Annotated in this window: 24 protein-coding genes; 16 read left to right on the top strand and 8 right to left on the bottom strand. The window is 44.4% G+C overall.

Annotated elements, in window-relative coordinates:
* Nucleotides 1–6: 6 nt before the first annotated feature.
* From MKY63_RS10810 to MKY63_RS10795, 4 genes are all read right to left on the bottom strand, one after another.
* A complete protein-coding gene (locus MKY63_RS10810) occupies nt 7–2,250 on the bottom strand; it encodes a DUF3656 domain-containing protein (RefSeq protein WP_339812811.1) in 2,244 nt (747 codons plus the stop codon).
* 843 nt (nt 2,251–3,093) lie between these two features.
* The gene (locus tag MKY63_RS10805) at nt 3,094–4,278 is read right to left on the bottom strand and encodes a GIY-YIG nuclease family protein (protein WP_339812808.1); all 1,185 of its coding nucleotides are present in this window, start codon (nt 4,276–4,278) and stop codon (nt 3,094–3,096) included.
* Nucleotides 4,271–6,358 carry a DEAD/DEAH box helicase gene (locus MKY63_RS10800; RefSeq protein WP_339812805.1) on the bottom strand — a complete coding sequence of 696 codons (2,088 nt, stop codon included), beginning with the start codon at nt 6,356–6,358 and terminating at the stop codon, nt 4,271–4,273. Before MKY63_RS10800 ends, MKY63_RS10805 begins: the two co-directional genes overlap by 8 nt.
* Nucleotides 6,358–9,141, bottom strand: a complete 2,784-nt coding sequence (locus tag MKY63_RS10795) for a DNA methyltransferase (protein ID WP_339812803.1) — start codon at nt 9,139–9,141, stop codon at nt 6,358–6,360. The genes MKY63_RS10800 and MKY63_RS10795 overlap by 1 nt, the downstream gene beginning before the upstream one ends.
* A 454-nt stretch (nt 9,142–9,595) precedes the next feature.
* Between MKY63_RS10795 and MKY63_RS10790 the strand changes: the two genes are divergently transcribed.
* From MKY63_RS10790 to MKY63_RS10780, 3 genes are all read left to right on the top strand, one after another.
* Nucleotides 9,596–10,573: a hypothetical protein gene (locus MKY63_RS10790; RefSeq protein ID WP_339812800.1), complete on the top strand. Its 978-nt coding sequence runs from the start codon at nt 9,596–9,598 to the stop codon at nt 10,571–10,573.
* Between the two features lie 56 nt (nt 10,574–10,629).
* The gene (locus tag MKY63_RS10785; protein ID WP_339812797.1) at nt 10,630–11,667 is read left to right on the top strand and encodes a hypothetical protein; all 1,038 of its coding nucleotides are present in this window, start codon (nt 10,630–10,632) and stop codon (nt 11,665–11,667) included.
* 110 nt (nt 11,668–11,777) lie between these two features.
* The gene (locus MKY63_RS10780; protein WP_339812794.1) at nt 11,778–12,041 is read left to right on the top strand and encodes a hypothetical protein; all 264 of its coding nucleotides are present in this window, start codon (nt 11,778–11,780) and stop codon (nt 12,039–12,041) included.
* A 34-nt stretch (nt 12,042–12,075) separates the two neighbouring features.
* Here MKY63_RS10780 and MKY63_RS10775 read toward each other — a convergent pair whose 3' ends face one another.
* Nucleotides 12,076–12,441 carry a helix-turn-helix transcriptional regulator gene (locus MKY63_RS10775; protein ID WP_339812791.1) on the bottom strand — a complete coding sequence of 122 codons (366 nt, stop codon included), beginning with the start codon at nt 12,439–12,441 and terminating at the stop codon, nt 12,076–12,078.
* Between the two features lie 179 nt (nt 12,442–12,620).
* Here MKY63_RS10775 and MKY63_RS10770 point away from each other — a divergent pair, with 179 nt between their 5' ends.
* The 13 genes from MKY63_RS10770 to MKY63_RS10710 all read left to right on the top strand — a co-directional run bounded on the left by MKY63_RS10770 (nt 12,621) and on the right by MKY63_RS10710 (nt 24,569).
* Entirely contained in the window at nt 12,621–13,133 is a 513-nt protein-coding gene (locus tag MKY63_RS10770; protein ID WP_339812788.1) for a hypothetical protein, read from the top strand.
* A gap of 259 nt (nt 13,134–13,392) precedes the next feature.
* A complete protein-coding gene (locus MKY63_RS10765; RefSeq protein ID WP_339812786.1) occupies nt 13,393–14,178 on the top strand; it encodes a hypothetical protein in 786 nt (261 codons plus the stop codon).
* Between the two features lie 83 nt (nt 14,179–14,261).
* On the top strand, nt 14,262–14,927 hold the full coding sequence (locus tag MKY63_RS10760) for a hypothetical protein (RefSeq protein ID WP_339812783.1): 666 nt from the start codon (nt 14,262–14,264) through the stop codon (nt 14,925–14,927).
* Nucleotides 14,928–14,954: 27 nt separating this feature from the next.
* Nucleotides 14,955–16,088 (top strand): hypothetical protein, encoded by a 1,134-nt coding sequence (locus MKY63_RS10755; protein WP_339812780.1) that lies wholly within the window; start codon nt 14,955–14,957, stop codon nt 16,086–16,088.
* Between the two features lie 442 nt (nt 16,089–16,530).
* Nucleotides 16,531–17,193 (top strand): hypothetical protein, encoded by a 663-nt coding sequence (locus MKY63_RS10750; RefSeq protein ID WP_339812777.1) that lies wholly within the window; start codon nt 16,531–16,533, stop codon nt 17,191–17,193.
* Nucleotides 17,193–17,738: a bifunctional DNA primase/polymerase gene (locus tag MKY63_RS10745; RefSeq protein WP_339812774.1), complete on the top strand. Its 546-nt coding sequence runs from the start codon at nt 17,193–17,195 to the stop codon at nt 17,736–17,738. Before MKY63_RS10750 ends, MKY63_RS10745 begins: the two co-directional genes overlap by 1 nt.
* The gene (locus tag MKY63_RS10740; protein ID WP_339812771.1) at nt 17,705–19,549 is read left to right on the top strand and encodes a phage/plasmid primase, P4 family; all 1,845 of its coding nucleotides are present in this window, start codon (nt 17,705–17,707) and stop codon (nt 19,547–19,549) included. Before MKY63_RS10745 ends, MKY63_RS10740 begins: the two co-directional genes overlap by 34 nt.
* Before the next feature lie 411 nt (nt 19,550–19,960).
* Nucleotides 19,961–20,359 carry a hypothetical protein gene (locus tag MKY63_RS10735; protein WP_339812768.1) on the top strand — a complete coding sequence of 133 codons (399 nt, stop codon included), beginning with the start codon at nt 19,961–19,963 and terminating at the stop codon, nt 20,357–20,359.
* Nucleotides 20,356–20,817, top strand: coding sequence for a JAB domain-containing protein (locus MKY63_RS10730; RefSeq protein WP_339812765.1), 462 nt, complete (start codon nt 20,356–20,358; stop codon nt 20,815–20,817). The genes MKY63_RS10735 and MKY63_RS10730 overlap by 4 nt, the downstream gene beginning before the upstream one ends.
* Before the next feature lie 30 nt (nt 20,818–20,847).
* The gene (locus MKY63_RS10725) at nt 20,848–21,165 is read left to right on the top strand and encodes a DUF960 family protein (RefSeq protein ID WP_339812762.1); all 318 of its coding nucleotides are present in this window, start codon (nt 20,848–20,850) and stop codon (nt 21,163–21,165) included.
* 27 nt (nt 21,166–21,192) lie between these two features.
* Nucleotides 21,193–21,354: a hypothetical protein gene (locus MKY63_RS10720; RefSeq protein WP_339812760.1), complete on the top strand. Its 162-nt coding sequence runs from the start codon at nt 21,193–21,195 to the stop codon at nt 21,352–21,354.
* A 10-nt stretch (nt 21,355–21,364) separates the two neighbouring features.
* A complete protein-coding gene (locus MKY63_RS10715; RefSeq protein ID WP_339812756.1) occupies nt 21,365–22,936 on the top strand; it encodes a recombinase family protein in 1,572 nt (523 codons plus the stop codon).
* Nucleotides 22,920–24,569: a recombinase family protein gene (locus MKY63_RS10710; RefSeq protein ID WP_339812754.1), complete on the top strand. Its 1,650-nt coding sequence runs from the start codon at nt 22,920–22,922 to the stop codon at nt 24,567–24,569. The genes MKY63_RS10715 and MKY63_RS10710 overlap by 17 nt, the downstream gene beginning before the upstream one ends.
* Nucleotides 24,570–24,577: 8 nt before the next feature.
* On the opposite strand, the gene MKY63_RS10705 is transcribed toward MKY63_RS10710, so the two are convergent.
* The 3 genes from MKY63_RS10705 to MKY63_RS10695 all read right to left on the bottom strand — a co-directional run bounded on the left by MKY63_RS10705 (nt 24,578) and on the right by MKY63_RS10695 (nt 26,671).
* Nucleotides 24,578–25,312, bottom strand: coding sequence for a hypothetical protein (locus MKY63_RS10705; protein ID WP_339812750.1), 735 nt, complete (start codon nt 25,310–25,312; stop codon nt 24,578–24,580).
* A 271-nt stretch (nt 25,313–25,583) separates the two neighbouring features.
* On the bottom strand, nt 25,584–26,063 hold the full coding sequence (gene rlmH / locus MKY63_RS10700; RefSeq protein WP_339812748.1) for a 23S rRNA (pseudouridine(1915)-N(3))-methyltransferase RlmH: 480 nt from the start codon (nt 26,061–26,063) through the stop codon (nt 25,584–25,586).
* A 257-nt stretch (nt 26,064–26,320) separates the two neighbouring features.
* Nucleotides 26,321–26,671 carry a helix-turn-helix transcriptional regulator gene (locus MKY63_RS10695; RefSeq protein WP_076296971.1) on the bottom strand — a complete coding sequence of 117 codons (351 nt, stop codon included), beginning with the start codon at nt 26,669–26,671 and terminating at the stop codon, nt 26,321–26,323.
* Between the last annotated feature and the right edge of the window lie 17 nt (nt 26,672–26,688).

Below are 26,688 nucleotides of genomic sequence, written 5' to 3'. Positions count from 1 at the left end.
CAACGACTACACAATCTCTTTATTAAAATGTCCTCTTGTGTCTGTTTCCTGATTAAAGACAGCATTATTCATAGAGCCATTTAATTTGCCTGACGCCATATGAATGACTTTCACAACCTGCTCTTTTGATTCAACTGTGAAGTTTAATCTGAGCGCCTCAATTCCTTGGATATCTTGTAGCTCATCTAAAAGATTAAGCGTCTTCCCGTTAAGGAGAGTCGTTGTACAATCATCATGGGAAATGATAGGGAACGTTCCGTGCTCATCTTTTAACTCATAGCTCTTCGTTTTGCAAATTCTGCATTGATTCATTTTTTTCATCGGACAATATTTCGTAAACATCAAAGGAGCCCTGCCATATACAATCATTTCCAGTGCAGGATAGCCGTCATTTTCTTTAACATAGGCATTCATTAAATCTTCAATTTGGCCCTTATTCAATTCATAAGATAAAGTGACTCGCTTTGCACCTAATTTATATAATTCATAGCAACTAGTGGCATTAATAACATTTAGAGAATAGTCCGTAACAAACGGGTTTGTTTCTCTATAGTGATTAATCCCCCCATATCCTCCAATTAGTAGCTGTCCTTCTTGTTCCTTATAATCATTCTGATTTCTTCTAACCACATTTTCGTAATAGATTTCCTTAATTCCACAGCTCACGCAAGCATCGTACTGTTCCTTAGTCGTTACAGAGGCCGTAAGGTATGGTTTTCCAGGGGCAAAGCTTATTTTTTCTTTTGCTTCCAAAGCCTTGGTTCTTTTCTGCTGGCTGTTAAGCTTTAAGTCATACAAGCCCAGTACAATATCTCTTCTTGCTGCATTTAACAGTTTAGCTGGAATAAATGCATTGCATTCCTCATACTCGACATGATTAAGTTCGAATATCGTATCATTTAATCTTGAGAATTGCTTGATTACCTGGTCTTTTGTTGTTGGATTATTAATGGCCTCGCCCAGTATTTCCTCGCTTTCATAGGAATAATTAAAGCCAAAGCCTTCCGCATCTATGAAAAGCTTTGAATCTGGACATGCATATACTCTAATATCGAGGTTAAACCGCTTAAATTCTTTTTCCAGTGATGCTTCTAATTCTTTGTTATAGAAATAATCCTTCGTTTTATATACTAAATCTCCCTTAGACATCTTTTCTTTGATTTTGATATAGCAGACATCCTCTGCTTTGTTGATTAATTCGCCATCTTTATCGTACAGTTTGGCAACTGTTAAATTAACATCTTCATTGTTGTGACTGATTCGAATGGTATCGTTCTGATTTAAAGGACGTGTAAGTGTTATTTCATACATGTCTTTAACAATCCCGCTGATTGTTCCAATTTCATAACCGAAGTTATTAGGTTTTAAGATGTTTGTAATATTTCTCCTGTCTTCGTGAAACAAATACCCTTTAGTAAATGTTCTATTGAATGTTTTTTTCAGATTTTCTTTGTCTTCTTCGTTTATTTTATGATCTAAGGCCTTGCGGTATTTGGATACAACATTAGCAACATACGTAGGCGCCTTCATTCGGCCTTCTATTTTTAAAGAATCGATTTCTTTTAAATCATGGATATAATCGATGGTGTTTAAGTCCTTAGTAGATAGAATATAGCTTTTCCCTAAAGATGTATCTGTTGTCTTATCGATTAGTTCATACTCCTTACGGCATGAACCCACACATCTTCCGCGATTTGCGCATCGATTGCCGAGCAATCCTGACATTAGACAATTTCCCGAATAAGATACACATAAAGCACCGTGAACGAAAATTTCTAAAGGGATTTCTGCTATTCTTTTGATCTCTTTTACTTTTTCAATCTTGACCTCACGGGACAGAACAACTCTTTTAGCACCAAGTTCTTTAAATAATAAAGTTCCATCTAGATCGTCTATTCCCATTTGAGTTGAACAATGTGCTTCCATATCAAGAAAGTTTTTAACGATATAATCAAAAGCAGTCAGGTCCTGGACGATAATGCCATCAACACCGATTTTATTTAATTCGTGTATCTGCTCTTTCATCTCTTCAACTTCGTTTTCGAAAACGATGGTATTCATTGCAACATAGATTTTAACGTTCCTCAGGTGCGCATACGTAACAGCCTCTTTTAACGTTTCTAAATCAAAATTAGATGAGTATGCACGTGCACCAAATTTTTGCATTCCTAAGTATATTGCATCACAACCATTAGAAATTGCAGCTTTTAAAGCTTCCATATTTCCTGCTGGAGCTAGTAATTCAGACATTTTTTCCTCCTATGACCCATAAATTGTACGCTAGTTAAAGCGAAATTCTTTATTAAAGATATTTTTTGTTACGCCTCAAACTTCAGACTATTTCCATTAATCATAAAATAAGAACTATACTTAAGCTGCAGCAAAACGCACAAGCCAATGGCTTGTACGCTTGTTTTAAATGACCTCATTTGCTCTGAGGGACGTATCTCATAATAATTCTTTAAGTACATTTTTCGCCACGCGTATCTTCTCATCATTAGCGTCACGAAGCATACCTACAATATCCTGAATATCGCTCTCAGCTGAGGTAACCATAAACACTGCACTCCTCATGGGGTCTAGATATGACGGTAATATACCGAACGATATGGAAGAACTAATTCTTCATCCATCTGTATTTGCAGTTTTCCCCAACGATAACATTAATTATTGGCAGCGCATACATACAAAACAGCTTCCTAAATTTGGATATGAGCTTGCCAATCATCCTTGTATAGAGAATTATTTGGCTCCTGGAGCCAAAATTGAGCAGGAATTATGGGTGCCTATCATTGCCAAGTAGCTAACATTTAATTTTACATAAGTATGAGCGAGCATCTGGCGCATTGATTAGCAGCCTTAAAAGAGCCTCCACTAAAATCGAAGTGGAGGCTCTTTTTACATTTTTGTTATTTCAATTGTATTGGCTTTAACCGTGATGCTGTGCAGTTCAAGTCATTTAAACTAATATTGAGTTCTGTTCTCCGCTTTACCACTATTTGTGGTACGGTTCACCGTAACATTTATAGAGCGAAATGAAGGACGCCGAATCAAGGCGTCCTTCACAGTTGGAATGGGTATGAAGTTTTATCATTACGGATTAATGCCAACCAAACTGGCCTTCTTAGGATCATAAACCACATTAGCAATCGAGCCATCGCGAATACGGCTCACCGCTTCGTCAATTACGTGCAGTGGCACGAGAAACCATTCCTGTGGTCTTACCGGGTGGCCGAAACGGTCATGAATAGTAAGGTCGAGCTGAGCTGGTGCGAATATGCGGTGGAATAACCCTTCCAGCTTAGTCCTGTTGATACCAACCAATTTGTATGAGGCAACAACTTCAACATCCGCCAGCAGATAGGTCGCATCGTGCGCTGCATTGGCGATGCGAGTTTCCACTTTACCTCCCGTAACGCCAATCTTATGAATTAGTTCGCGATGCTGCGAAACGAAGGGATGATTAGAAAGACTACGAAGGACATAGATAGTACCGCTTTCGATATCGCCTTCATCCCAACTCTCACTGAATAATGGTCCTAATTCAGGATCAGTTAAGCGTCGCCCAGCTTCATCTTTGTATAACGCACGCTGTAAAGACCTAAGTAGAAGGTTACTTTCAGTACCATTAGAGTAAATGACTCTAAGTCGAGCATCAGGATGACCATTTGGCGCCCTAAATTCTTCACTCTTCTCTGCCACGAAGACAAGTTGGCCACCCAGAACAAAGAAGTCACCCTTGTTGACACTCGCATCCTTACCAAATGGCCGAGATTGCCGAATTTCAGATTTGAGTTCACTCTCCACCTGCTCAAAAAGTGGCTTGAAGTGATCAAAATCTTCACACTTCTCACGGTTAGCAATTTCTTCCGCTGCTTGTATTTCAGTTCGTGAGCGAACATACCGTAGTTCTGTAATATCTGAAGGACCGATAATTCCTTCTAGTTCGGCGAGTAGTTCATCATCATCCATAGAATCCACTGGGTCCAATGGTGCAATCTCAGCAGGATCTAGTAGACCCTGTTTGTCGAGAGGAGCGAGAAGAACGTGGTATTCCTTTTGCTCACGCAGGCGGTCGAGTCGTACAGCGTATAGCCTCTCAAAGATGTCATTATCTTCACCATGCTGTGGATTGCGACCATGACGGATAAAAAATTGTTGTATTTCTTCAAATCCTGAAATGATGCGTTCTTCAAGTGGCGTATGTGAGTTTGTCTTTTCTATTTCATATACGACACCAAGCTCTCTTAGGAGCTCGTCATCAGAAAGATTAGACATCTGTATCACCTCCATTACCTTCTGCGGCTTTTTGTTCTGCAGAATAGCGCTGCAAGGCTGCTACACCTTCCGCCATACGTTTCTCCCATGGATCTTGAGCATTTATATCCGGTAACCGCCCACGATCCTTCTTGAATTGCAGGGCCCGTTTAGTTAACGCTCTGGCCTCTTCATAAGGCATTCTTACGCGCTTTGCTGCAATAACTGCGGCAACTTGCTTCAGGCTGTCTTCACTTAACGCCTTTGCAAATATCGCGTATGCCTCGCTGAATGGATTGATACGGTCTATTAGATCAATGTCCAGTTCACGCACATTAACAAACTTGCGCACTCCATCGATAAGGGCTGTATTGGCTGCCGGTTCGCTACCGCTTCTGGTGTCACCATTTTCAGTTTGCTTAGACTGTTGAGTGAGGTTAAGAGCAGCAATAGCGTGCTGGCGTATAGCTTCCTGATCTTCTTCGTCGAGTTCAGGGTATTTTTCCTTGATAATTTTACCCATCCGAACCTGTGTGAGCTCCTCCGGCACAATTTCATCGTCAAATAGGCCTCGTTCGATGGTGTTCTTGTCCTGAACGAATGTTGCTATCACTTCATTCAGATCCTCTCGACATATGCGCACTGCTTCTTCACTCTTGGGCTCATACAAGCCCTTAATTTCAATCTGCAATTGCCCTGTTTCGTGGTTAAAACCGACATTACACTTTTCCGGATCATAGCCACCGTCACCATAGTCAAACCCTTCGACTGGACCACTTGATGGGTTTTTCGACTTGAATTCGAAGCGAGGCGCAAGGACTTGCTCCATCAGTAAGCTGGCGGCTATTGCTTTCAAAGTATCATTCACGGCCTCGGTAACGATCTGCTCTGAAGCATCAGGTTCAGCAATCAGGTTGGTAAACCGAGCACGGGTTTTTCCTGGCGCGTCGCGTGTTGCGCGACCAATGATTTGCACTATTTCAGTAAGGCTCGCTCGATAGCCAACCGTAAGTGCATGCTCACACCAAATCCAGTCAAAACCTTCCTTCGCCATGCCGAGAGCAATGATAATGTCTACATGGTCGCGGTTGTTCTTATGCTCAGGGTCTTTCAGTGCAGATGAAACCCGATCACGCTTGGTCGGGTCATCATCCACCAGGTCGGCGATCCGAAGAATTCGTCCATCTGGTGTTTTGACTAGCTGGAAACCGGTAGCGGCATCAGTACCCTGCCATTCTCCAAGCTCTTCAATGATATATTCTACCTCTCTGATCTTATCCTTCGTACTCTCGCGCGAGTTGACGTTTGGGATATGAATAATGGTCTTCTCATCTGGGTTAAGAACCTTGAGGATATCATCAGTATATGGCCCGGAGTAAAAGAAATAGCCGATATCAAGTTGCTTCAGATATTCGTAGCCGTTGAGTTGCTCATAATAGGTATAAGTGACAGTATCAAACTTCGCCTCATCTTGTGGGGCCAGCACTGCCTCGGCATCACCACGAAAGTAGGAACCAGTCATAGCTACAATATGAACTTTATCGCGGGAAATGAATTGTCCGAGATAAAAGCCAAGTTTGTTGTCAGGGTTCGCTGAAACGTGATGAAATTCGTCCACAGCAATCAGCCTATTGTCGAATGCCTCCACGCCAAGCTGATCAACAGCGAAGCGGAATGTAGCATGGGTGCAAACCAATATATTGTCAGCGCTATTGAGGAATGCATGGACGGAATTTATCTTCCCGCCATTATCCGTACCTGGCGCGTTACAGAGATTCCATTTCGGTTCCACACTCCAGTCGGCCCAAAAACCATATTTGCTCAATGGCTCGTCGTTAAAGCTTGAACCGATTGACTTTTCCGGAACTACAATGATTGCCTGCTTAAGCCCTTGATTTTGGAGTTTATCAAGAGCAATGAACATCAGCGCCCGACTCTTACCAGATGCCGGCGGTGACTTAATAAGCAGGTACTGCTCACCTCGCCGTTCATAAGCCCGTTCCTGCATTTGCCGCATACCCAGTATGTTGGCCTTGGTCGAAGAGCCTTTACGAGCGTATGATACTGTTATGGTAGGAATTGATTTATTACCCTTCTTCATTAGTCTGCCTCCCTTTTGCCCTTCTTTTTCGGTTTCATTGATGCCGTTATCATCTTGGTATAACGCTCGAACAACTTTTCAAGCCGCTCAGTATCATTGCGAAATTGACGGCCAATGTAGATACGTTCCAATACCTCGTCGTTACGCTCATGCGCCTCACGTAGATCCGCAGGCATATTTTCCGGGTCATATAGATCTGCAATTGTCGCAGGAAAGTGTATTTCACGCGCCAACAGGATGTCCTCAGCACAGCGGGTAAGGTCAGATTTATTCTTTTCAGTCAAAGAAGGTACAGGAAAAGTGTTCCACCCAAGGGTATTGGAATACGAAAACCGCATTTCTAATCTCACGCAAACAGCGCCTATCCAAACCCAGTGCATGCGGGAGGCTATAAGGGCAAGATTCCATAAGGGTGCATCTAATAAAGCAAAATTTTTGTTACTTACAATACTGCCTCTCGGTAAGTAGCCAACTGGTAAATAGGAACGTCCCTCGGAACTCACTCCAGGAACAACGATAATTCGCTCATTCCCTTGCTGACGCACCTCACCAAAACGATAAGGGATATCGGCGAGGGCTTGTGTAGTTGGTCGGCTTGAGTTTAGTCGCTTATCACGAACGTACTCAAACCGCGCAGCAAGCCATTCATTTTGGGCTGCCTCTTCACTATCAGATTCCCCGACCCAAATACACCTACGCTCTTGGCCTCGAATGTATTCCTGTGATCCCAGAAATGGACGAATGAATTTATTAGGGACTCTATAAATTTGTTCAGCACGCTCTGCTTCGTCTCGAGAGAGTAACAATCCTCCACCATCATTGGGCATGTTACCAAAAGTCATTTCGTCAATTTCACTGATTGGTGTAGTCCTTGGACTAACGATAATATTAGGGCCTGGTACAAGATAAGCGTTGATATGCCCAGTAGATTTAACAACGCTTCCCCCATCAGGCTTTTCGCTGAATATTTGTCGGTCGCCACTTGGATTGGTAGAAATACCGACAATCACCACCGTGACCCCAGCATTCTTACTAGCGAGGTTAGCCCACTTAAACGAAGTATGAGCAAAAGCGATCTGGTGGCCTGTGTCGAAAATCAACGACCACAAGGTTTCTACTTGTCGTCCTTGGCAAATTGAGTTGGTAGCCACAAAAGCTGAAGTAGTGGGAGTCCTCATTCCATAATCAGCTGCCTTCATAAACCAGCCGGAAACATAGTCTAACGATTTCCAATTTTTGGTTTTTTCAGAGAATATTGCTCGAAGGTCGTCTTTCTGCTCATCGTTTTGCCACTGACTACCACGGTAGGGTGGGTTTCCACAAATATAAGTCTCTCCACCTTCATTTTCAAAGTCAATTTGTGCTTGATCTAATGGCACATTCAAATGTTCATCGGTTTGGAAATTCACCCCTGTCCCAGTCGGTGGGCAAATATTAAGCCAGTCCAGCCTCAAGGCATTGCCACATGTGATCCAATTCTCCGATGACAACGGCAAAAAATCCGCAAGGGCGAGTTTGGGTCCAAGATAAAGAACATTGCATTGATATTCAGCTATAATAAGGGCAAGACGCGCAATCTCAGCCGAAAAGTCGCGCAGTTCGATACCACGGAAGTTAGTGAGTGGTATCGAACTCTCACGTTCATGCTCTCCGCGTCGCAAGTTTATAGTGTTTTCAATCTCTCGCATCTGCTTGTAGGCAATGACTAAAAAGTTGCCTGAGCCGCAGGCAGGATCAAAGATCCGAATCTTTGATAGACGCTTACGCAGATTGAGTAGCATGCGAGGATTATCTTCTGCAGCTTCAAGCTGTGCCCGCAAATCATCTAAGAACAACGGATTTAGTACCTTTAGGATATTAGGCATACTCGTATAATGCATACCAAGTGCGCCACGTTCAACGTCGTCCGCAACCGCCTGAATCATCGAACCAAAAATGTCCGGATTTATCTTAGTCCAGTCCAGATTACCTATATTAAATAGGTAAGAACGCGCGATTTTACTGAATCTAGGTACATCTACGTTGCCCGAGAAGAGTCCCCCATTCACATAGGGAAATACATTGGCCCAGCGTTGTAATTTCACTTTAGTACGGTCAAAATTACTGGTGTTCATAGCGCGAAAAATTTCACTAATCACTTCGTGTGTATTAGAGGCATCGTGCTTGCTCATAGTCCCAATAGTCTCAGTGAAAAGACGCATCCCGTTGAAAATACCAGTGTGTTCGGCAAAAAAACAAAATATCAAACGAGCCATAAAATGGTTCATCTCATGGCGTCTTTCAGTTGCTCCCCATTCTGGATTTTCTTTTAGCAACTCGACATAAAGCCGGTTCAACCGGCCTGTTGCCTGGATGTCAAAAGCACTGTCGCTCACCTGCTTGACTGTCGTAATTCCGGCAAGTGGCAGGAAAAATCCAAAGTGATTTGGGAAATCTTTATAGGCACAAATAAGCGGTGGCTCATCAGACTTAAGATTCTCTGCTTCGAATTCCACTCCATCGGTGGCAAGAATAAAGCGTGCTTTAGCTCTCACTGTTGCTCGGCTTTCTTTCAGTGCAGCAAGTGTCTTGTTAACTTCACCAAGCTGAGCAACCACGATGTGAATGTTGTTTGTCTGTAGGACTCCGCCTAAATCAGATTTATTGAATTCGCCCGAACTTAATCTCTTGATCGTCGTCTCCTTATTCCCGAACGCTCGCAGAAAAGCAAACGGGAACTCTTCCTTATCAAAGGGTTGCATCGCTAAATCGGAGACGGCTTCTTCAATTTCTACCGGGTTCATTTCATGTCTCCTCCAAAGTTAGTGCTGTTGCTAACATATTATAGTCATTCTCTGCCGAGAATAATTAACGCTATTCAAAACAATACTCGTGATGAACTAGACACGGTGTCACCGTTCATCAATCTCATTTACTAACAGCAATTTTGTACTAATTATACCATATAGACGAAAGGGGCGAAATTCAAATGAACTTACAATATAGGTCCAGAATTTCCTCGAATAGGCTCCGTACAAGCTAATGTTAACAGTCTAACCATTATTATAATGACAAAAGATCGGCCAGGTAGTCCTACGATAATTTAACTAGTTGCTAGTATTGCAATTTCCCATACTCCCGCTCCTAAAACACACTCAATGATCTCAATAAAAATGCAACTATCATAATTAAGAGTAGATATTATTATAATGAAGGCCGCCTCAATGGGCGGCCTATTCTAATTTCGGAGGTAACTGTATGCGTATCATCCAAACCCAGCAAGACCTCACCTCTCTGCATTTCTCAAGCCTTACTCCACCACTTCTATCCCACATCGAACGCTATTTCGACCAACTGAAGGACATGCACGGCGATATTGAAGACACCATCTTCTCCCTTCAAAAGCACGGCTACATTGTTATCCTTGAGCCAGGTGATAATCTTTACGATCTGAGCATTGTCGGATTAAACTCGGAGGATGCTGGACTACTCGGTAGCAGTCCAGAGTATGTAGAATCCATTGATCTCAACGGCCTCACGTTATACAAGATTGTGGTTATGTACACGGACGACTATCTCATGACCTTTTTTACCATCGCAGGTTGGCACGATGACGTAATCGAAAGGTGGCTACGGCAAAAAGCTGGAATAGGTTGGTGGGCAGACGAACTAATAGTAGATAAACTCAGTAATTTGTTTGAACGAAATGATCTTAATGCTGATGGCCAATCCGGAAGTAACATCTGGGTCGCCTTAGCCTCAGCATTGCCGATCACTAAAGATACCCCCCCTGATCTTTTCCCCGACTATGCTCAACCCTTCACCTTCGACATCAATCCCTTCTCTCCAACTATCCAGCCTACTCATATCGTTCGCGCTGTCCTCCGTACCACTGATCCTGACACTGGTACCAACGAGTATGTCGATGGTAACAGCTTTCTATTCAGAGTAAACGAAAGCACCGACTATGCAGAGCTTCTTTATGAAGAGAAAGCTTTCGGAGACGCGCCAGGATTCGAAGGAGGAAGCATCTCCGATGCCTACCGCTGGACCCACGAGTTGGCTAAACCTTTCTATGTACGCCTTAAAGACCCCTTCCTTACTTCAGAACAGCGTATCCACCTCAATGGACACGATCAAGACGAGTCTCTTCCCAACCTCTCACAGCAGCCAGAAGCAAAGACAGAAATCAATCAGATAGAACTAACCCCCGAAGACTTCGAGGGCCTATTCTAACCTTTCAGAATATCGTCCATTTCGACATACTCGACTTCAAAAACGGAGGAACCCCTATGACCATCAATCTCAGCGAAAACAAGAAAAAGGCACTGATCACTTTCATTAACCAGCACTTTGACGAGCATATGTCCCGCTTCCCCTATGCTAAATACCCAGCAGAACCGCTTGATATCTGGCGGAAACAATTCGCCAATCCCAGTAGTGTCCGTCCAGACATCCTCCGCTCTGCTCTTTCGTGGCAGTGTGGCTATTGGCAGCGCAAAGATGCACCCCATGTATATAAGAAAATCGCCATTATCGCCATCAAAGCATGGCCAGAGTTTACAGATCAAGCTCTGACCGATCCTTCGGAAATATTCGGCTATTGGATCGACAAATTCTCAAGTGATACCCATGGATTTGATGCCACTTCCTATCTGCTACACCTGCTCCTACCCGAGATCTTTGAGCTCGCCGATCACTATCGTTTGGCAGCTATGAGGGACCTTTTGAAAGAGACGGGGCACGACACAACTGCACAAGAGACATCCCCTGATCTCTCCGATCTGATGCTTTATACTGAGTTTTTTCGTGCGCTCCTTCCCAAAATGCAGACAAACCACCAAGATCGGGCACGTGTACAGCTTGACCGCTTCCTAAAAGCGTACGGGAACCGCGAGGTACTGGCGAAGGTCGCGGGCAAGACAGGTCCCACGATTGAGCCTCAAGTTCCTTATGTAGACTGGGAAAAGTTGACCTGTCAGCACTTCCAGCCTGAAAGTATCGTTGCTCGTTCCAATGCCGATATCCTTTTTGCATGTCTGCTTATCGCCTTGGACAAGACTCCTGAACAGGCTTCTACATTGACCATAGCCGAGGTAGTAACGCTCCTCCCATTAGGCAGCGGAGGAATCTGCAATCCAGGCAGCTACCACTATGCCATGATCGCGATGTTCGGGGGACAAAAGGGGCGTGACTTTTTCATATTCGAGGAAGAGGCACTCTCTACCGCCTTCACAGAGCAAGCCAACAATTCAACCAGGGACATGCGCTTCTATCACAAGCATGAGCATGCCAAGATCAGTATCAATCCCAGATATACCAGAACCTAACCTTCCACAAAGTTGCGTCCATTCCATCATAGTCGATAAGGGCGATACGGACGATATGTGGAGTCTAAAATTGTATTTGCTAATATCAATCAGTAATGGAGCGTACACAGATGAAAAAGAATATACGACAAGAGATAGCGCACCTTGCGGAACAGAAAAACTGTCTACTGCAGCAGGTGGAAGCTACCCAGCATTTGCTTACGGCAATCATTAGTCATTCAGAAAAGGAAGGTGCCTTGGAGTATAAATCAGCTCGTTCTATTATTTTAGAGGCTCATAGGCTGTTTGCCCAGGATGATCGGAAGCTTTTGAAATACCGCCTCAAGCAACGCTATATGAAAAACCAATCACAATGCAGACACGTAAAAAGGTGAGCCAACTAGCCTACGCTAATCGCTCACCTCCCATTTAACCTTCATTTTTCTCCCGATCCAACGTATCAAACATATCTCTGACCATACGCTGGACCAACTTCACCTCTTCAAGGCTGCGCTCGCGGAGCAAGGATGTATGAATATCCAAAACGTTTTGCTTATCCACTTCCTCCTCCAGAATTTCTAATCGACCAAATTTGAGCGCTTCCGACGGGTCGGCCTCCAGGGCTGACATAATCTTTTCCAGTGAGTTGAGAGAGATATTCCTCCTCCCCCGTTCCACTCCACCGATATACGTATCCTGCAAATCCGCCATTTCAGCTAGCTTCGCCTGCGAAAGCCCCTTTTGTGTCCTGAGTTGCTTGATTCTGGCCCCTACCAGCATCAAAAAGTCCGCCATTCCATACCACCTCTACACTAAAGCGTAAGGAATAGAGCAGACCTTCGACAGGGCATCAAACTACAAGAAAATGTTGTAAACATTACTTATGAGTTCGTATAATGAGATTGTCGAACGATTAGTACTAACAAAACACTCATAAAGTACTGATCTACAAACAAAAGAAAGGAAGACATAGCATGACACGAATGAAAGTGATCCAAGAAGGCCCACTGACGGAAGACCTTATCTCTGTACATGAGATTATTGGATACGTCCTTGTCACCTGCAAAGAGCTGGATATGGACAAGTACCACGGAGAGCACCTCGCTACACAGACTGTCAGCCAAATCATGAAGATCAGTACCAAGCAAGCAGAAGCTGCCTATTACAACGCGAGTGAGCTAAGCAAAAAGAAGGGTTGGGGCGTAGGGGAACTTCTAAAGTGGAATAAAGCCAAGTCCCACATGAACAGCCCAGTTTCCGAAGCTGTACTGAGAAAAATTGCTGAAGATGACCGTCTCGACAACCATGTCATTTCTGAAATTCAAGCCGCTGGATACCTGAGTCTGGCTGCGCTTGAACTGAATTTCTTGAGTGGACAGCTTACACCGCTTGAGATGGAGTTCAATTACCAGCTTAGGGTATTAGACCCGAACGAGGCTCTCGCCATCGGACTTCAATTTCTGGGACTAGAATTGGAAGAAAACTAAAAAGAAATACAGAGCGCACGAGAATCCAGAATAAGCAAAGACAAGCGCGTAGCACTCAAGTAAGTAACTACACGATTTTAATTACAGATTCATAATAATAAAGAAATATTATCAATTCTCATGAAAATATTGTATTTGTATATGCCTTGTATTTATACTAGGTATATATTCCCATTGAGAGGGGTTATCTCAAACCCTTCCTTGATTCGATCTTAGTTCTACATACGTTAAAACCTGAAAGGAATGTTCTTTACAAATCATGAAAAAGACAGCTTCGATTGTTATCTTCTCTATTCTATTGTCACTTATTGCGGCGTGTAGCAATAACGAAGAGGCAGTACCCATTCCTTCCGAAACAGCCTCCCCGCCTGTAATTTCTCCTCAACCAACCTTGCTTCCCAGCCCTACCCCAGCCGAAACCAGTGTCAGTGCTACCGAACCGCCGCAGGACGAAACCCTCAATGAAGAGGAAATACCTGCTGATTCAGACGAGCCTACCGAAGGAGACGCCCCCGAGACGGAGGCTATATTACGCTCAACAGCAGGAAAGTCTCTTGGTGGTATCGAGTGGCTTCCGGGAAATCCTGATGTATCACTTCCTATCAAGCTTGGAACAACCGAGGCTGAATTGGTTTTGGGGCAAGATCATCCAAACGGTGTTAAGGCAATGGTTGTTTTCACCGCCGATTCTTTTGGCTGGCCACTTGATCTGTCGTCAACGAATCAATCTGACGCTTTTGATGACTACGGAGAGTTGCAAGAGGGATACAGACTACAAGCAAGCGTCTATGACTTTGACAATGATGGAACTAATGAGCTGGTCGTTGCTGCCGGTGACTTATTAATTGACGCTGAGGTATGGGTGTTCTCTTTTACGAAAGTGGATGATATCACAAAAATTAATCCGCTCAAACAAGAACTGGCTATAACTGGTCAGTCTTATTTCACTCTTGATGGTCATGCCCTGTACGCCCCTTACGGATCACAGGGTTTATTCGAGGTTTACAAGTATGTAGATAAAGGGTTTGTCACCCCTGCAAATTAAACAACAACGGAGGGAAATGAACCGCAAAACACCGCTCAATGTATAATCACTATGTTGAAGACATTAGATGGGAGATCTGTACGATGAAATTATCCGAGATGACCTTACCAATATTGATAGTCCTTCTGATTGTGCTTTATGGTTCACAAGCATTGATGGGAGAATTTAGCCAAGCATATAACCAAAAAGTATCTATGGCTCCAGCACTAATTCAAGGTGATATTGGAGTCGAAGAATCGCTAGAAGATACTAACCTTCAGAAAACCTACATTGTATCAGTAATCGAAAATTTAAAAACTTCAGTAAAGGGTTCTGACTCTGCTACAAAACGTGTGATTGCTTACTCTTTTGGAGAAACCGACCTACGTTATCACTTCAGGTTGAAATCAGGTGACTTTGTGCCAACAACCCTTGATTTATCTACCAATATTCTGTACAACTACTCATACATTGTGAATACGCCATCTAAGCTAATCCACAATATTAAAGCTGACTTCACCTTAGGGGATCAATTCTCAGAAGGATTAACGGGTGTGTTTGCTAAAGGTACTATGTACATATTTCTCATTTGGGATGTTCTACATGCTATCACTGGATTCTTTTGTGCAGTTCTCATGCTATTTATTGGTTGGATTCCTGGACTTCTATTCCATCCTATTCAAAGTATACTTAATATCTTCCCTGTGATTTGGAATCTCATAACTACAACATGGCATGCCGTAGTATATATATTCAATCTTTTTCGCTAAATCACTTGTAAAAGGGGACTCTTCATTATGAAAAACCATATCAAAATCACCTTGATAGTTCTAGTCGTATCTATTGTAATCGGTGGTATAGCCAGCGCAGCATCCAACCTTACGGTAGCGCTCAATGGGCATTCGATCACGCTTTTGAAAAATGACAAATATCAAGTCGGTAACAAAATGGTCCCCGCTGTCGTGAAGCAAAATGGCACTACCTATATTGCTGTAAACTTAGTTTCCCAATTGTTCGAGGCCACGAATAGCTTTGATGCCAAAACGAATACCTTATCATTTACAAGCTACAAAAAGAATAAGGATGATATTGAGATCGCACAGTTGCAAATGCAAGTCAACTTGTTGAACCAACGTATCAGTAAGCTTCGGGCTTCCAATATTGCCAGTGAAGGATGGCTGGAGTACCACTCAAAACACTACAATCTTCTATATACCGCTGAGTACAAGCAGGACGTGGAAAAAGTCGCCCGGATCTTCGATCATGCCTATGAGGTATCGGTAAAGGAATTCAAGAACCTTCTTCCTCAAGTAGACAGTATTCTCAATAACGAGTTTTATCCGATTGACATATACTTGCATCCAACCACGAACGATAGAGTTACCGAAGGGGACGCATATAACGGGGCAAACGGCGGGGCTGAGGCTATGACCAGTGAAATTCATATTCTAACCCCATCAGCTTATCAGAAAAAAGGCTCAACGATAGAGGGATGGGAGTACGATGACAACTTTAGGTATTATCTATACACCCACGAATACATTCATAGCCCACAACACATCCTTCAGGAGCAATACAGGAACACTCCTGGTTGGTATCCTGAGAATCAGCCAAAATGGATGGTAGAAGGCCTAGCTGAATATCTCGCCTACAAGGGTTCCGATACCTACAAAAAGAAATTGGACTTTTGGAAGCCAGAAATCCTTAGAAACCCGCAAAATCATGTCATGATTTACAAGGACTCGATGACTGTTCAAACGCCGTATGTCGGTGGGTTCTTGTTCACCGCATTTTTATATGAGCAATACGGCAGTAAAAAGTATGAGACTTTCCTGACAAGCGGGAAATTAACCATGGAACAGGCCTTCACCGAAACCTACGGTAGCTTCGAGAAAGTGAATATTGATTGGCAGAAGTGGCTCAAGCAGTAAATCTAAAGAGGTATAAAGCTTTATTAGAAATTAATATAGGAACGAATTTCTAATTCGTCAAATGATTATATGCAACTTCTCCCTTTAAAGAAAGCGTAATATCTCGCTTTCTTTTTTTCTTAACCAAGTATAAAAGTAGTAGCTATAATTCTTGCTTTTGAAGTAAATGTCTCGAAAATTTTAGACTACCGGTTGACAATCTTTAAGACAGAGATTATTATAACTTGTAATTGAATATCTTATTTGGCCGGGGCGATGAAGGAACTTAGGTTCGAAAAGCCACGATAAAAGCGAATCATTTTGAAATGACGAGCGCCAGTTAAAAAACCTGTTTATCTTAGGTTTTTTACTGGCGCTCTTTTTGTGTTCATTTTTCGTGTCAAAAAGCATAGGAATTTCGTTGCATAGAGATATTCTAACTAAATCATAGGAGGAAACAATAATGAAAACTATCCAAGGAACCGGCTCCAATCAAAACGCATCTCCAGAAAAGTCCCTCAAAGAAGCCTTACGGCAGAAGGCGAGTGTTAAGGACCAAAACTCAATTGAATTTCTAAAGGGGTTACACCTTGGCCAAATCCAAGATGAGGTTTTAAAAGTAAAGTATGAAAAGCGACGGAAAGTAATCGCTAGCAGACATACCGAAATGCTGGTTGAACAGTACCAAGAATTCTGTAACTCCGAATACGTGGAGTATATCGGCTTTTATGTAGTTGGTATTGATGGAGTTAATTTCGATACCTTTATTGATGAAAAACGCCGGAATGAGGCTTATGCAGAGGCTAAAAATAGAATGCAGTTATATTTGGAATGGGAAATGGATGAAGCTCAAATATACGTAGAAGATATGGCCCTCTCAGTAACACTTCAATTCCCAGTGCCTGTAAGGTTTGGTGGAATGGATAATATTGATGCTCATTGTGATTATGCAACTCAGAAAATAAAACATGATATCGGACTGGACGTCATAGATGTGGTAGCCTATGTCGTTTCCGATCCGTCTGATAAGGAGGAGATCTTTTACAGAAACATATTCACAAGTAATCAGTTACTGAATCTTATGGGACTTGAACAAGTTTTCATTCCCAAGGTAGGTAGTTATTAATGAGCCTATCTATCAAATCAATGGCTTTGAAATATGCTGCCTTAGGATTTTCAATAATCCCTCTCTGTCCAGGCGATCATTCCTGTATGTCTGACACTCACATCGCCACTTGCCGCTCTCCTGGCAAACGCCCTCTCATCAAAGAATGGCAAAATGCTGAGGTGCCTTCAGAACAGCAAGTTGAAGAGTGGTTCCGTCGCTGGCCCAGTGCCAACATCGGTCTCGTACTGGGAAGCCGGAGCGGCTTCGTAGCTCTGGATGTTGATGGGCAGTTCGGTCAGGACAAGCTGCTGGAAATCAGCGCAGGAAATCACCTTTCCGATGCCTGGCAGTTTTCTACTCCTGGAGGGGGTATGCGTTATGTTTACGCTGCCCCCAAAGGGAGAGACTGCCGGAAATTCAGTATCAGCGACTCTAATCCTAACCATATTCATTCGGAACTAGCCTTTCTAGGGGATGGCTGCTGCACTGTTCTCCCCCCATCCAAACACGCAAACGGAGGTATATATACATGGATAAAACCAACGAAGTTTTTCTACCATTAGTAGCACCTGACTGGATTTTCGACAATTCGCCCATCACAAATCCTAACAGTGGCAGTCACCAACCTTCTGAAACTTCTGAAGACATTTTTTTTCGCTTGAGCACTCGTTGCCAAGCGTTTGCCGAAGACTGGAAAACTCAGAGAGATCAAGGTCTATCTGAAAATGAGTGGTACCACTGGATCACGTTGCTCACAAAGTCTGGCCAAAGAGAGGCTGCCTTAGCCTTTTCTAAGGCTTCTGGTAAACACAATCAGCAAAGCCAACTACGCATTAGCAAGCTCGCCGCAGAACCAAACAAGGGAACGACACGTTGCACCACTTTCGGGTGCAGCGAGGAGCAGATTGCTACATGCTTCAATCACAAGATCAATCGCAACAATAGAGGTCAAATCACTAATAGTCCTAGCAGGTTCTCCAAAGCACCCAAACAAAAAATAGACCTTACCTCCATCGGATTCATACTCGACAAGGAAACAGGCCGACCGATAAAGCTAAATCCCAACACATTCGCGCGACATGTTGTCAGCATAGAATTGGATATAGTATATGTCAAGGGAGGTCGATTCTACGTGTATGCCAAAGGCCTCTGGACCTACGTAGACATGAACCAGCTAAAACGAAAGCTACGGAAAATTCTGAATCGATATGTCAAGGACTTCTGGACACCTTCTATTGAAGATAAGTATCTTCAAGCAATAGCTTTGGAAGCGCCCTATGTGGAAAAGATGGATTCTAATCGTCGCTACCTGAATCTGAACAACGGCATGCTGGATCTTCGAACATTCCACCTTCTTCCACACGATAAAAAGTACAACTCGACGATCCGTATTCCGATTGATTTTGACCCTAAAGCAAAGTGTCCTCAATTCCTGAATTTCCTTGATCAGATATTTGAGGAAGATGAGGAACGCAAGGCAATTTCAGCTGAGATGTATGGCTACTGCCTGACCCCAAGTGTCAAAGCCCAAAAAGCATTTATTTTGTACGGGAACGGGGCAAATGGTAAGAGTGTTTTTGCTGACATTCTGGGAATGCTGGTCGGTTCAGACAACACCTGTGCTTTGACGCTCAGTGACTTGGACAAGACCTTCTCCCGCTCAGAAATGATCGACAAGCTCCTAGTACTGTCTACCGAAAATGAAATGGACTCTAAGGGCTTGAATACGCAATTTCTCAAAGCAATCGTATCAGGAGATCCCATCCATGTAGAACGCAAGCATGAGCAAGGCTTCACATATCGCCCTTTCTGCAAGCTCGTATTTGGACTGAATAATCTGCCCTATGCGCGGGATAAGAGTCATGGCTTCATGCGTCGACTCATCATCCTACCTTTCAATCGGACCTTTGATAAGGGGGAGGCTGACGTCCACCTAATTAAGAAGCTTCAAAAGGAACTTCCAGGCATTCTCAACTTTGCATTGAATGGACTAAAAAGACTACGCACCAATGAATACATCTTCACTGATTCGAAGGTATCTTTAAAGGCGCAGCGCTCCTACGAAGAGGAGTTGAATCCTGTTGCCTCTTTTGTAGAGGATACCATTGCAAAGGGTGAAGTGGACCAACGAGTACAAAACGATTCCATCGCAAGACTCTATCGAATCTGGTGTACGAAGAACGGCATTGCCAATCCGATGTCCAATCAGCGGCTGCTTATGGCAATTCGCTCAACCCTGCAGTCCAAGGGAATCAAGTCAGAACCGATCAAAAGCGGAGGCAAGCGATATCACACTGGTATTCAACTGGTCGTGGCAGAACCAAAGACTCCCACCAGCCTCGAAATCGTAGATGACATTGATCTTTTGGGCTAGGAAGGCCAATTCTCGACCACTACTCAACAACCAACATGTCCGAAAGGTACTACAATTAGGGTCATCTGTGGCGATGGAAGGGACGATTTTCTATTCCCTCGCCACGGACATCCTTCAAGCTCAACCAAGCTTCGTAATGTTTTTGTGGCTCTTGTGGCTTTTTATAGAAGAAAAAAACGGAGATATTCTTCTCCTCCCACTGTGCCAAATACAAAAAAATATCGAAACAGGTGACACAGCGCCACAAAATATCGGAAGCCCAGTCCTCTATGACTATGCGACATTTGACGAAATTGAGAGCGTCCCGAAAGGTGCCCCATGAAATGAATCTATCAAACCTTCAAACAGATATTATTCCTTTGTACCCCTGGAGTAACAGGGGCCCTACTATCCATTTGGAGGCGATCCACTTTGATTCAGCTTACATGCAAAACTGACCTTTTCCACTTCGGTGGCAAGCTAGCCGCTCCCTTTTTGGGAGTTGCCAAAAGAGAGCTCGCCCAGCTGCTCAACATGCTCAACTCGGAGCGAAGCAATCCCGACTTTCGAATCGACTGCGCAGGCTACCGAATCGTCTGCCTGGAGCACAAGGAACCTGATACTGAACTGGCGTCTATCGGTCTCTCATCCCCCTTCCAGCAAGTAGAGTACGTAGAAGTATTTGAGGCTTATAAGATGCAATTTTACCGGATACTGCTTAAGCACGATAACGAATGCTTCACGATAGTTCTGTCACCAAAGGAATCGCAGGATACAGGGTTTGAATCTTGGTTAAGCGAACATTGCGGACAGGGGAGTGATGAAAGATGAGCCAATTTAGCAGTCCAGCCAAGCGCATTCAGGTGGTTAGCCTTCGTATGGTGAGGGAGCGTACATCGCTTCTATATCCTCAGCGCAAGATCACCACACCCAAAGATGCCGCCGATCTCTTTCAGCAGTTTATAGGGGATTGCGACAGGGAGGTGTTCTGCATCATGACGCTGGACACGAAGAACCAGCCGACCGCCTTGCATGAAGTCTCCAGCGGAACACTGAATGCCTCTCTGGTACATCCTAGGGAGACCTTCAAACTCGCCATTCTGGCAAATGCAGCTTCCATTATTGGATGCCATAACCACCCGAGCGGCGACCCAACTCCAAGCCCCGAAGATGTCGAAATCACGGAGCGTATCCGAGATGCAGGTTCACTTATGGGCATTGATCTTCTCGATCACATCGTGCTAGGCGAGGGAAGCTTCATTAGCATGAAAGAGCGGGGACTTATGTAAATTAACCATAGAAAGGAGACTCGCAAAGCGATGCCAAAACTTGCCTTCGCTCCACGTGGAGCAACCAAAGGAATCCGGGATAGTCTTCCCCTTGAATTGCCGTACCTTTTGTTTGATTTTGTTGATGCTCAGTTGGAACAGGGCCTGGAGATGGACTACCTGCAAATCTTCGAATTGTCAGTACGCGAGGCTAATGGCCAAAAGCTGCAATATGTCGTTCACAGACAGGAACAACCAAAAAGACGAACTAAATACATGCTGAAGTATATTCCTAATCCTATTAATCTCACCGTTTGGATAGTCGACGAGGCTACTCATGCCATCATTATGCTGCCTGAAGAATACTGAAAACCATAACATCAGGAGGAACTATTTATGCACACAATTATAGAACCAAGCGAGCAAGAGTTGTTCATCGACATCCTTGCCGATATGATCTGTCAATACCTCGATGTCGAACAGGAGCGGCAGCAGCGAGGAGCATTCTGGCTAAGATATCTTGAAGGTTTAGGCATCGAAGCTCGAATCGTTGCGTAAGGGAACCGGCATGAATTATAAACAACAAATAGCCGCCCTTTACATTCGGGTTTCGACAGAAGAGCAGGTTGAAGGTTTTAGCCTGGATGCCCAGCGGACAGCCCTTCTCGATCACTGTCATAGGGTACAGATTGGGGTCCACAAGATCTATATCGACGCAGGCCGCTCAGCTAAGTCCATTGAAGGCCGACCGGCACTATTCCAACTTCTGGAAGACGCCCGTAGTGGATGCTTCCAGCAAGTCTTGTGCCTGCGGCTGAATCGGCTGTCCCGCAAGCTTGCGGACCTCTTGCACATCGTTGAGCTGCTGGAAAGGCAAGGGATTGCCCTACGCAGTCTTACGGAGGAGTTCCAAGCGGACACGCCGATGGGAAAGTTTGCCCTTCAGATGTCCGGGGCAGTGGCCGAACATGAAAGACGGCAGATTGCACAGAACGTACGTCACAGCATGCAGCGGCGCAATAGGCTTGGCAGGTGGAACAGCGGCAATCAGGTCCTCGGATACCGCTGGGTGACCCATTCCGACAATCCTTACCTTTCCTACGTGGAGATCATAGCGGAGGAAGCAAAGCAGGTCGTCTCCATTTTCAAAATGTACGTCAGTGGTCTCGGCCTGAAAGCTATTGCTAACCGACTGAACAGTGCAGGATACAAAACCAAAAGAGGTAAGTCCTTCTATAGCATCGCGGTACGAGGCATTCTGACAAATGTAAACTACATCGGCCAGGTCACCTACACGGACGAAAACGATATTAGAAAAATAGTGGACGGAGAACACGAACCTATCGTCCCCTCAGAGCTTTGGGAGCAAGTACAGCAAAGGCTTGCCGGACAATCGAGCCCATCAACCAAGCAAATTGTTCGGTATTTCCCACTCGCTGGACTGCTCAAATGCCCGACCTGCGGGAGCAGCATGATTCCATCACATGTACGCCGTAAACGAAAGAGCGGTACAGATGCTATGAGCTTCTATTATATTTGCTGTCGCTACAACTCAGGTGGAAGTACAGTTTGTTCCCCTAATCATATCCGGGCAAATGAAGCTGAAGTCTGGGTGCAGTCTCAACTCCAGCATTTCATAACCCACCCTACTGTTGCTGAACGGTTAATTATTGAAATCAACCACAGGCGAGATAAGAAACTGCTCCCTATAAAAAAGAAAATAGTACAAATTGAGGGCCAACTCGCATCTCTAAAGAAACGCAGCCTCCGCTGCTACGAGCTATTTGAGGACGGACATATGGATGCCCTGGAACTCAAAAAAAGACTTAATGAGATTACCTCAGAATCTGCTCCTTTGGAGGACGAGCAAGCTCAGTTAGAGCGATCTGTATCCAGCCAGCCCGAGCGTACAATTCCTGCAGCGAGCATTCGACAAGCACTGGCCAGATTTCGTCCGCTACTGCTAAGCGCTGCGCCCGATCAGCAGCGGAAACTTTACCGAAGTCTTATCGTTAAAATAGAAATCCCGCATGATAGAGACATCACTAAGGCAAGCATCCAGGGAACTGCAGCCTTGCTGAACCTAGTGATTCCGCCGATTTCAATTAGGGGGACAAGCAACCATGAACCAACCCGTTAGAGTTGCCATCTATGCCCGCGTCAGCACGGAGGACCAGGCCGAATTCGGCTACTCTATTGATGCCCAGCTTGATACCCTGCGCAAATATTGTGAACTCTACAGCAGAGTGATTGTAGGCGAATACGTGGACCGGGGCGTCAGTGGAAAGAGCATGAAGGGTCGCTATGAATTACAAAAACTTCTTCAGGATGCAGAAAAAGGTATAATAGATGAAGTCATTGTCTGGAAGTTTAACCGGATGGCGCGTAAAAATATCGACTTGATACACATTGTTGATCTGCTGGAAAAAAACAACGTTTCCTTTCGCTCATTTTCCGAGAATTTTGATACAAGTACGTCTATGGGTAAATTCGCTTTACAGATGATGGGTGCGGTGGGAGAACTTGAGAGGAACACAATCGTTGATAACGTCAAGATGGGACACAAGCAACGTGCGAGGACTGGCAAGCATAATGGAAAGCTGCCTCTTGGCTACCGGAGCGTCAAAATTGATGTACGTGGAAGAGAGTCCAAAATTGTCATCATCGAGGAAGAGGCAACATTGGTTCGACATCTTTTTGAGCAGTACGCTGCCGGTCAAGGCCTGAAAGCAATCGCCAACGACTTGAATCATCGGGGCTACAAAACGAGGACTGGCAAACCTTTCTCTACCTGTTCCATCCGGGACATTCTTGACAATCCAATGTTCGTGGGAAAAATCCGCTACAACCGTTACGAGAATTGGGCGGAAAAACGGCGTAAAGGAAAAACTTCGGAACTTATTCTTGTGGAGGGCCATCATCCAGCAATTGTGTCAGATGAGCTGTGGGAGAAAGTGCAGCTTTTGCGGCAAAAGAAAAGTACCATGCCAAAGAAGCGCTTCGAGGGTGAGTACCTGTTGACTGGACTCATCCACTGTCCCGAATGCGGCGCGGCAATGACCGCGAGCCGCACCGTAAACCGGGCAAAGGACGGAACAAAAATTGTACGTATGTACTATTCCTGCGGACGTTTCCGTAGTCAGGGAAGCTCTGTTTGTCACGCCAACAGCGTCCGCAAGGATGAGGCCGAGAAGGCGGTGACGGAACGCATTCAGGAGGCGGTCACAAACACCCACATCCTCAAAAAAATCGTCCGCAGCGTCAATGAGCACAGGTTGGGACGTATCAAGCCTCTACGAGATGAACTGGCAGGAGTACAGGCTAGGATCGACAGTCTGGAGGTAAAGAAACGTAAATACCTTGGACTCTACGAGATGGACGAGATAGGACGAGACCTATTTTCGGAACGCCTGGCCGACTTGAATAGAGATCTCGAAGCCGAACTCACCCGCAGATCAAAGCTCGAATTGGAGCTAAGGGATGACCAGGCTGACCCTATCTCCTATGATCTTGTTCAATCCCTGATGGAGAGGTTCAACACCCTACTCAATCGCTCACCGTTTCCGCAACGTAAGACCCTTATGCACCTGATAGTGAAGAAGATCACTCTGGACGATACGAAGCGTGTCGGTAGCGTAGAACTGGCTTTCAATGAGGAGACTGAAAAGCATTTTTTAAGCGTAGCCCCTTCTGCTGACAATATGGCGGAAGGGGCTTTTCCTTTGTCCGGAAAAGCCCCTTCCATGAAGCGTCGTCTTGAATTTGAACTATAATGTCAACTCTATTTAAATTGCCATTGAATTTTTTCGACATCATAATTGGTAACATCTATAGGTGTTGTTATGTCACGTTCGTCCGTCACGCTTCCATTTGGATTCCAGTGGAAATAGTAGTTTGCGAAATGACCATTATATGACTTTTTGCTCAGGTGTTGCTGCAGTTCGTTAGTATTAAAAATAAGCCCTCTATAGGAGTCCCCGTTTTCAACTAAGTATATATGATAATCAAATTGAGTAATATTCTGGTCATCTTCCTTATGCCACGAGTGCGGATTGTAGCTTGCGTCATTATAGTCTCTTGATAGGCCAACTTTTACGTTTACACGTCGATTATCTGGAAGTTGCACCTCCATAGTACTATAACGAACCTTAACGACTTTAGCGCCTTGATTATTCTTCACGATGTTACTTATTACGTAGCCAACAGCCTTCTTCCTATCAGTGCGCTTTTTTGAACTGGAGTCCTCCACATCTTTAATCAAAAATTGTTCCTCCTCTTGTTTAGAAAGTTCTTCATCTGCATTTATAATATTTTCAGTGTCAACTGAAGGCCGAACTTGCTCTAATGTGCTGTAAATACGACTAACATCATCAAACGAAGCCTCTGTAATAAAAAGTGTCGTAGATACATCATTCGTAGCTAGGAGTGCTCGAGCAACCACTCTATCCATCTGTGAAGCACCTTGATTTTCAGCATTCCATTCCTTATACACGTTTGCCAGCTTCAAAATTCGCAAAACCCCATCCCCTTTCAATTATTTAATCCATTTATTCCTGTGTGTGTATTTTCATGATAAATCATTTAAGCAAAAATAGCAACACAAGATTATTTAAGCAACATAAAATTTATAATAGTCTTATGTGGCGTTATAATCTAGATAAACGAAAAACGCCCCTGCCGCGTTTGCTCCTTGAGCCAGTGCAGAGGGACGCCATTTATTGAATCTTACCTAATATTAGCGTACAATTTCTCTCGTCCTGTAGACATGTATGACCACAAATTTCGCCCTATTTATGATACGGTTCCCCCCGATTGATCTTCACCGCGCGATACACCTGCTCCACCAGCACCAGGCGCATGAGCTGATGAGGCAGCGTCATGCGCCCGAAGCTCATGCGTTGCTGCGCGCGGCGCATGACCTCGTCGGAGAGCCCGTGGCTCCCTCCGATGACGAACACGACATGGCTCGTCCCGTAGGTGCCGAGCCGGTCAATTTCTGCGGCAAGCTCTTCCGAGCTCCACAGCTTGCCGTCGATCGCGAGCGCAATGACATGCGCCTCGCTCTTAATCTGCGCGAGGATGCGTTCGCCCTCGCGTCCCTTTACCTGCACGACCTCTGCTTCGCTTAGAGAATCGGGTGCTTTTTCATCTGCCACCTCAATGACCTGAAACTTCAGGTATGGTGTCAGCCGTTTTACATACTCCGCGATGCCATCGATCAAGTACTTTTCCTTCAATTTTCCTACGCCAATAATTTGAATAAGCATAAGTGCCTCCTGTCATAATCCTCTATAGAAATAGCAAAAGGACGCGCACTGGGCGTCCCTTGTAGTTTTAGTAAGTACCTTCTGTTCTATCACATATTTGGTGGAAAAGAAACGACAATTAAAACGGCCTACTCTTGCGCAGTCCCTAAATGTCCTATTTTTCATGCAATCTATGGATCTCCTGATCCCACGTATTCCTAGATTGCCTGAATCTAGAATTTCATGTATTCCTCGTCCTCAGCAGGTTCAATCCATCCCTACTTACTTTCTTCCTGCTCCTCCATCAAAAAATCCGGTTTCCCCCCAGCTTCATAAGCGCTCAATATAGAGTCCAGCAAGCCTGGGAAACGTGCATTAAGATCCTCAGTCCGCAGGGACAACATGCGCTGTGTTCCTTGAACTCGTGTAAAAACAACTCCTGACTCGCGCAAAGTACGGGCATGGTGAGACATAGTGGATTTTGCGATCGGGACGTTGAAGCCGTTGCAAGCCTGTTCTCCATTTAAGTGAATATCCGATACGATATGTAAGCGAATCGGATCGCTGAGTGCATACAATACGGAGGCAAGCTGAATGTCCTTGCGGTCCGGATGAAATAGTATTTTCACGGATGATTATCCCCTTT

Origin of the sequence: Paenibacillus sp. FSL R7-0189, from assembly GCF_037969925.1 — a bacterium.
Lineage (GTDB): Bacteria > Bacillota > Bacilli > Paenibacillales > Paenibacillaceae > Paenibacillus_AQ > Paenibacillus_AQ odorifer.
The sequence above is the reverse complement of the archived record's forward strand: the minus strand, read 5'-3'. Positions and strand labels throughout refer to the sequence as shown.

What these genes read in the sequence shown, in the direction of transcription:
- MKY63_RS10810 (WP_339812811.1), bottom strand. Translation starts at nt 2,250, where the DNA reads ATGTCTGAATTACTAGCTCCAGCAGGAAATATGGAAGCTTTAAAAGCT.
- MKY63_RS10805 (WP_339812808.1), bottom strand. Translation starts at nt 4,278, where the DNA reads ATGTCTAATCTTTCTGATGACGAGCTCCTAAGAGAGCTTGGTGTCGTA.
- MKY63_RS10800 (WP_339812805.1), bottom strand. Translation starts at nt 6,358, where the DNA reads ATGAAGAAGGGTAATAAATCAATTCCTACCATAACAGTATCATACGCT.
- MKY63_RS10795 (WP_339812803.1), bottom strand. Translation starts at nt 9,141, where the DNA reads ATGAACCCGGTAGAAATTGAAGAAGCCGTCTCCGATTTAGCGATGCAA.
- MKY63_RS10790 (WP_339812800.1), top strand. Translation starts at nt 9,596, where the DNA reads ATGCGTATCATCCAAACCCAGCAAGACCTCACCTCTCTGCATTTCTCA.
- MKY63_RS10785 (WP_339812797.1), top strand. Translation starts at nt 10,630, where the DNA reads ATGACCATCAATCTCAGCGAAAACAAGAAAAAGGCACTGATCACTTTC.
- MKY63_RS10780 (WP_339812794.1), top strand. Translation starts at nt 11,778, where the DNA reads ATGAAAAAGAATATACGACAAGAGATAGCGCACCTTGCGGAACAGAAA.
- MKY63_RS10775 (WP_339812791.1), bottom strand. Translation starts at nt 12,441, where the DNA reads ATGGCGGACTTTTTGATGCTGGTAGGGGCCAGAATCAAGCAACTCAGG.
- MKY63_RS10770 (WP_339812788.1), top strand. Translation starts at nt 12,621, where the DNA reads ATGACACGAATGAAAGTGATCCAAGAAGGCCCACTGACGGAAGACCTT.
- MKY63_RS10765 (WP_339812786.1), top strand. Translation starts at nt 13,393, where the DNA reads ATGAAAAAGACAGCTTCGATTGTTATCTTCTCTATTCTATTGTCACTT.
- MKY63_RS10760 (WP_339812783.1), top strand. Translation starts at nt 14,262, where the DNA reads ATGAAATTATCCGAGATGACCTTACCAATATTGATAGTCCTTCTGATT.
- MKY63_RS10755 (WP_339812780.1), top strand. Translation starts at nt 14,955, where the DNA reads ATGAAAAACCATATCAAAATCACCTTGATAGTTCTAGTCGTATCTATT.
- MKY63_RS10750 (WP_339812777.1), top strand. Translation starts at nt 16,531, where the DNA reads ATGAAAACTATCCAAGGAACCGGCTCCAATCAAAACGCATCTCCAGAA.
- MKY63_RS10745 (WP_339812774.1), top strand. Translation starts at nt 17,193, where the DNA reads ATGAGCCTATCTATCAAATCAATGGCTTTGAAATATGCTGCCTTAGGA.
- MKY63_RS10740 (WP_339812771.1), top strand. Translation starts at nt 17,705, where the DNA reads ATGGATAAAACCAACGAAGTTTTTCTACCATTAGTAGCACCTGACTGG.
- MKY63_RS10730 (WP_339812765.1), top strand. Translation starts at nt 20,356, where the DNA reads ATGAGCCAATTTAGCAGTCCAGCCAAGCGCATTCAGGTGGTTAGCCTT.
- MKY63_RS10725 (WP_339812762.1), top strand. Translation starts at nt 20,848, where the DNA reads ATGCCAAAACTTGCCTTCGCTCCACGTGGAGCAACCAAAGGAATCCGG.
- MKY63_RS10720 (WP_339812760.1), top strand. Translation starts at nt 21,193, where the DNA reads ATGCACACAATTATAGAACCAAGCGAGCAAGAGTTGTTCATCGACATC.
- MKY63_RS10715 (WP_339812756.1), top strand. Translation starts at nt 21,365, where the DNA reads ATGAATTATAAACAACAAATAGCCGCCCTTTACATTCGGGTTTCGACA.
- MKY63_RS10710 (WP_339812754.1), top strand. Translation starts at nt 22,920, where the DNA reads ATGAACCAACCCGTTAGAGTTGCCATCTATGCCCGCGTCAGCACGGAG.
- rlmH (WP_339812748.1), bottom strand. Translation starts at nt 26,063, where the DNA reads ATGCTTATTCAAATTATTGGCGTAGGAAAATTGAAGGAAAAGTACTTG.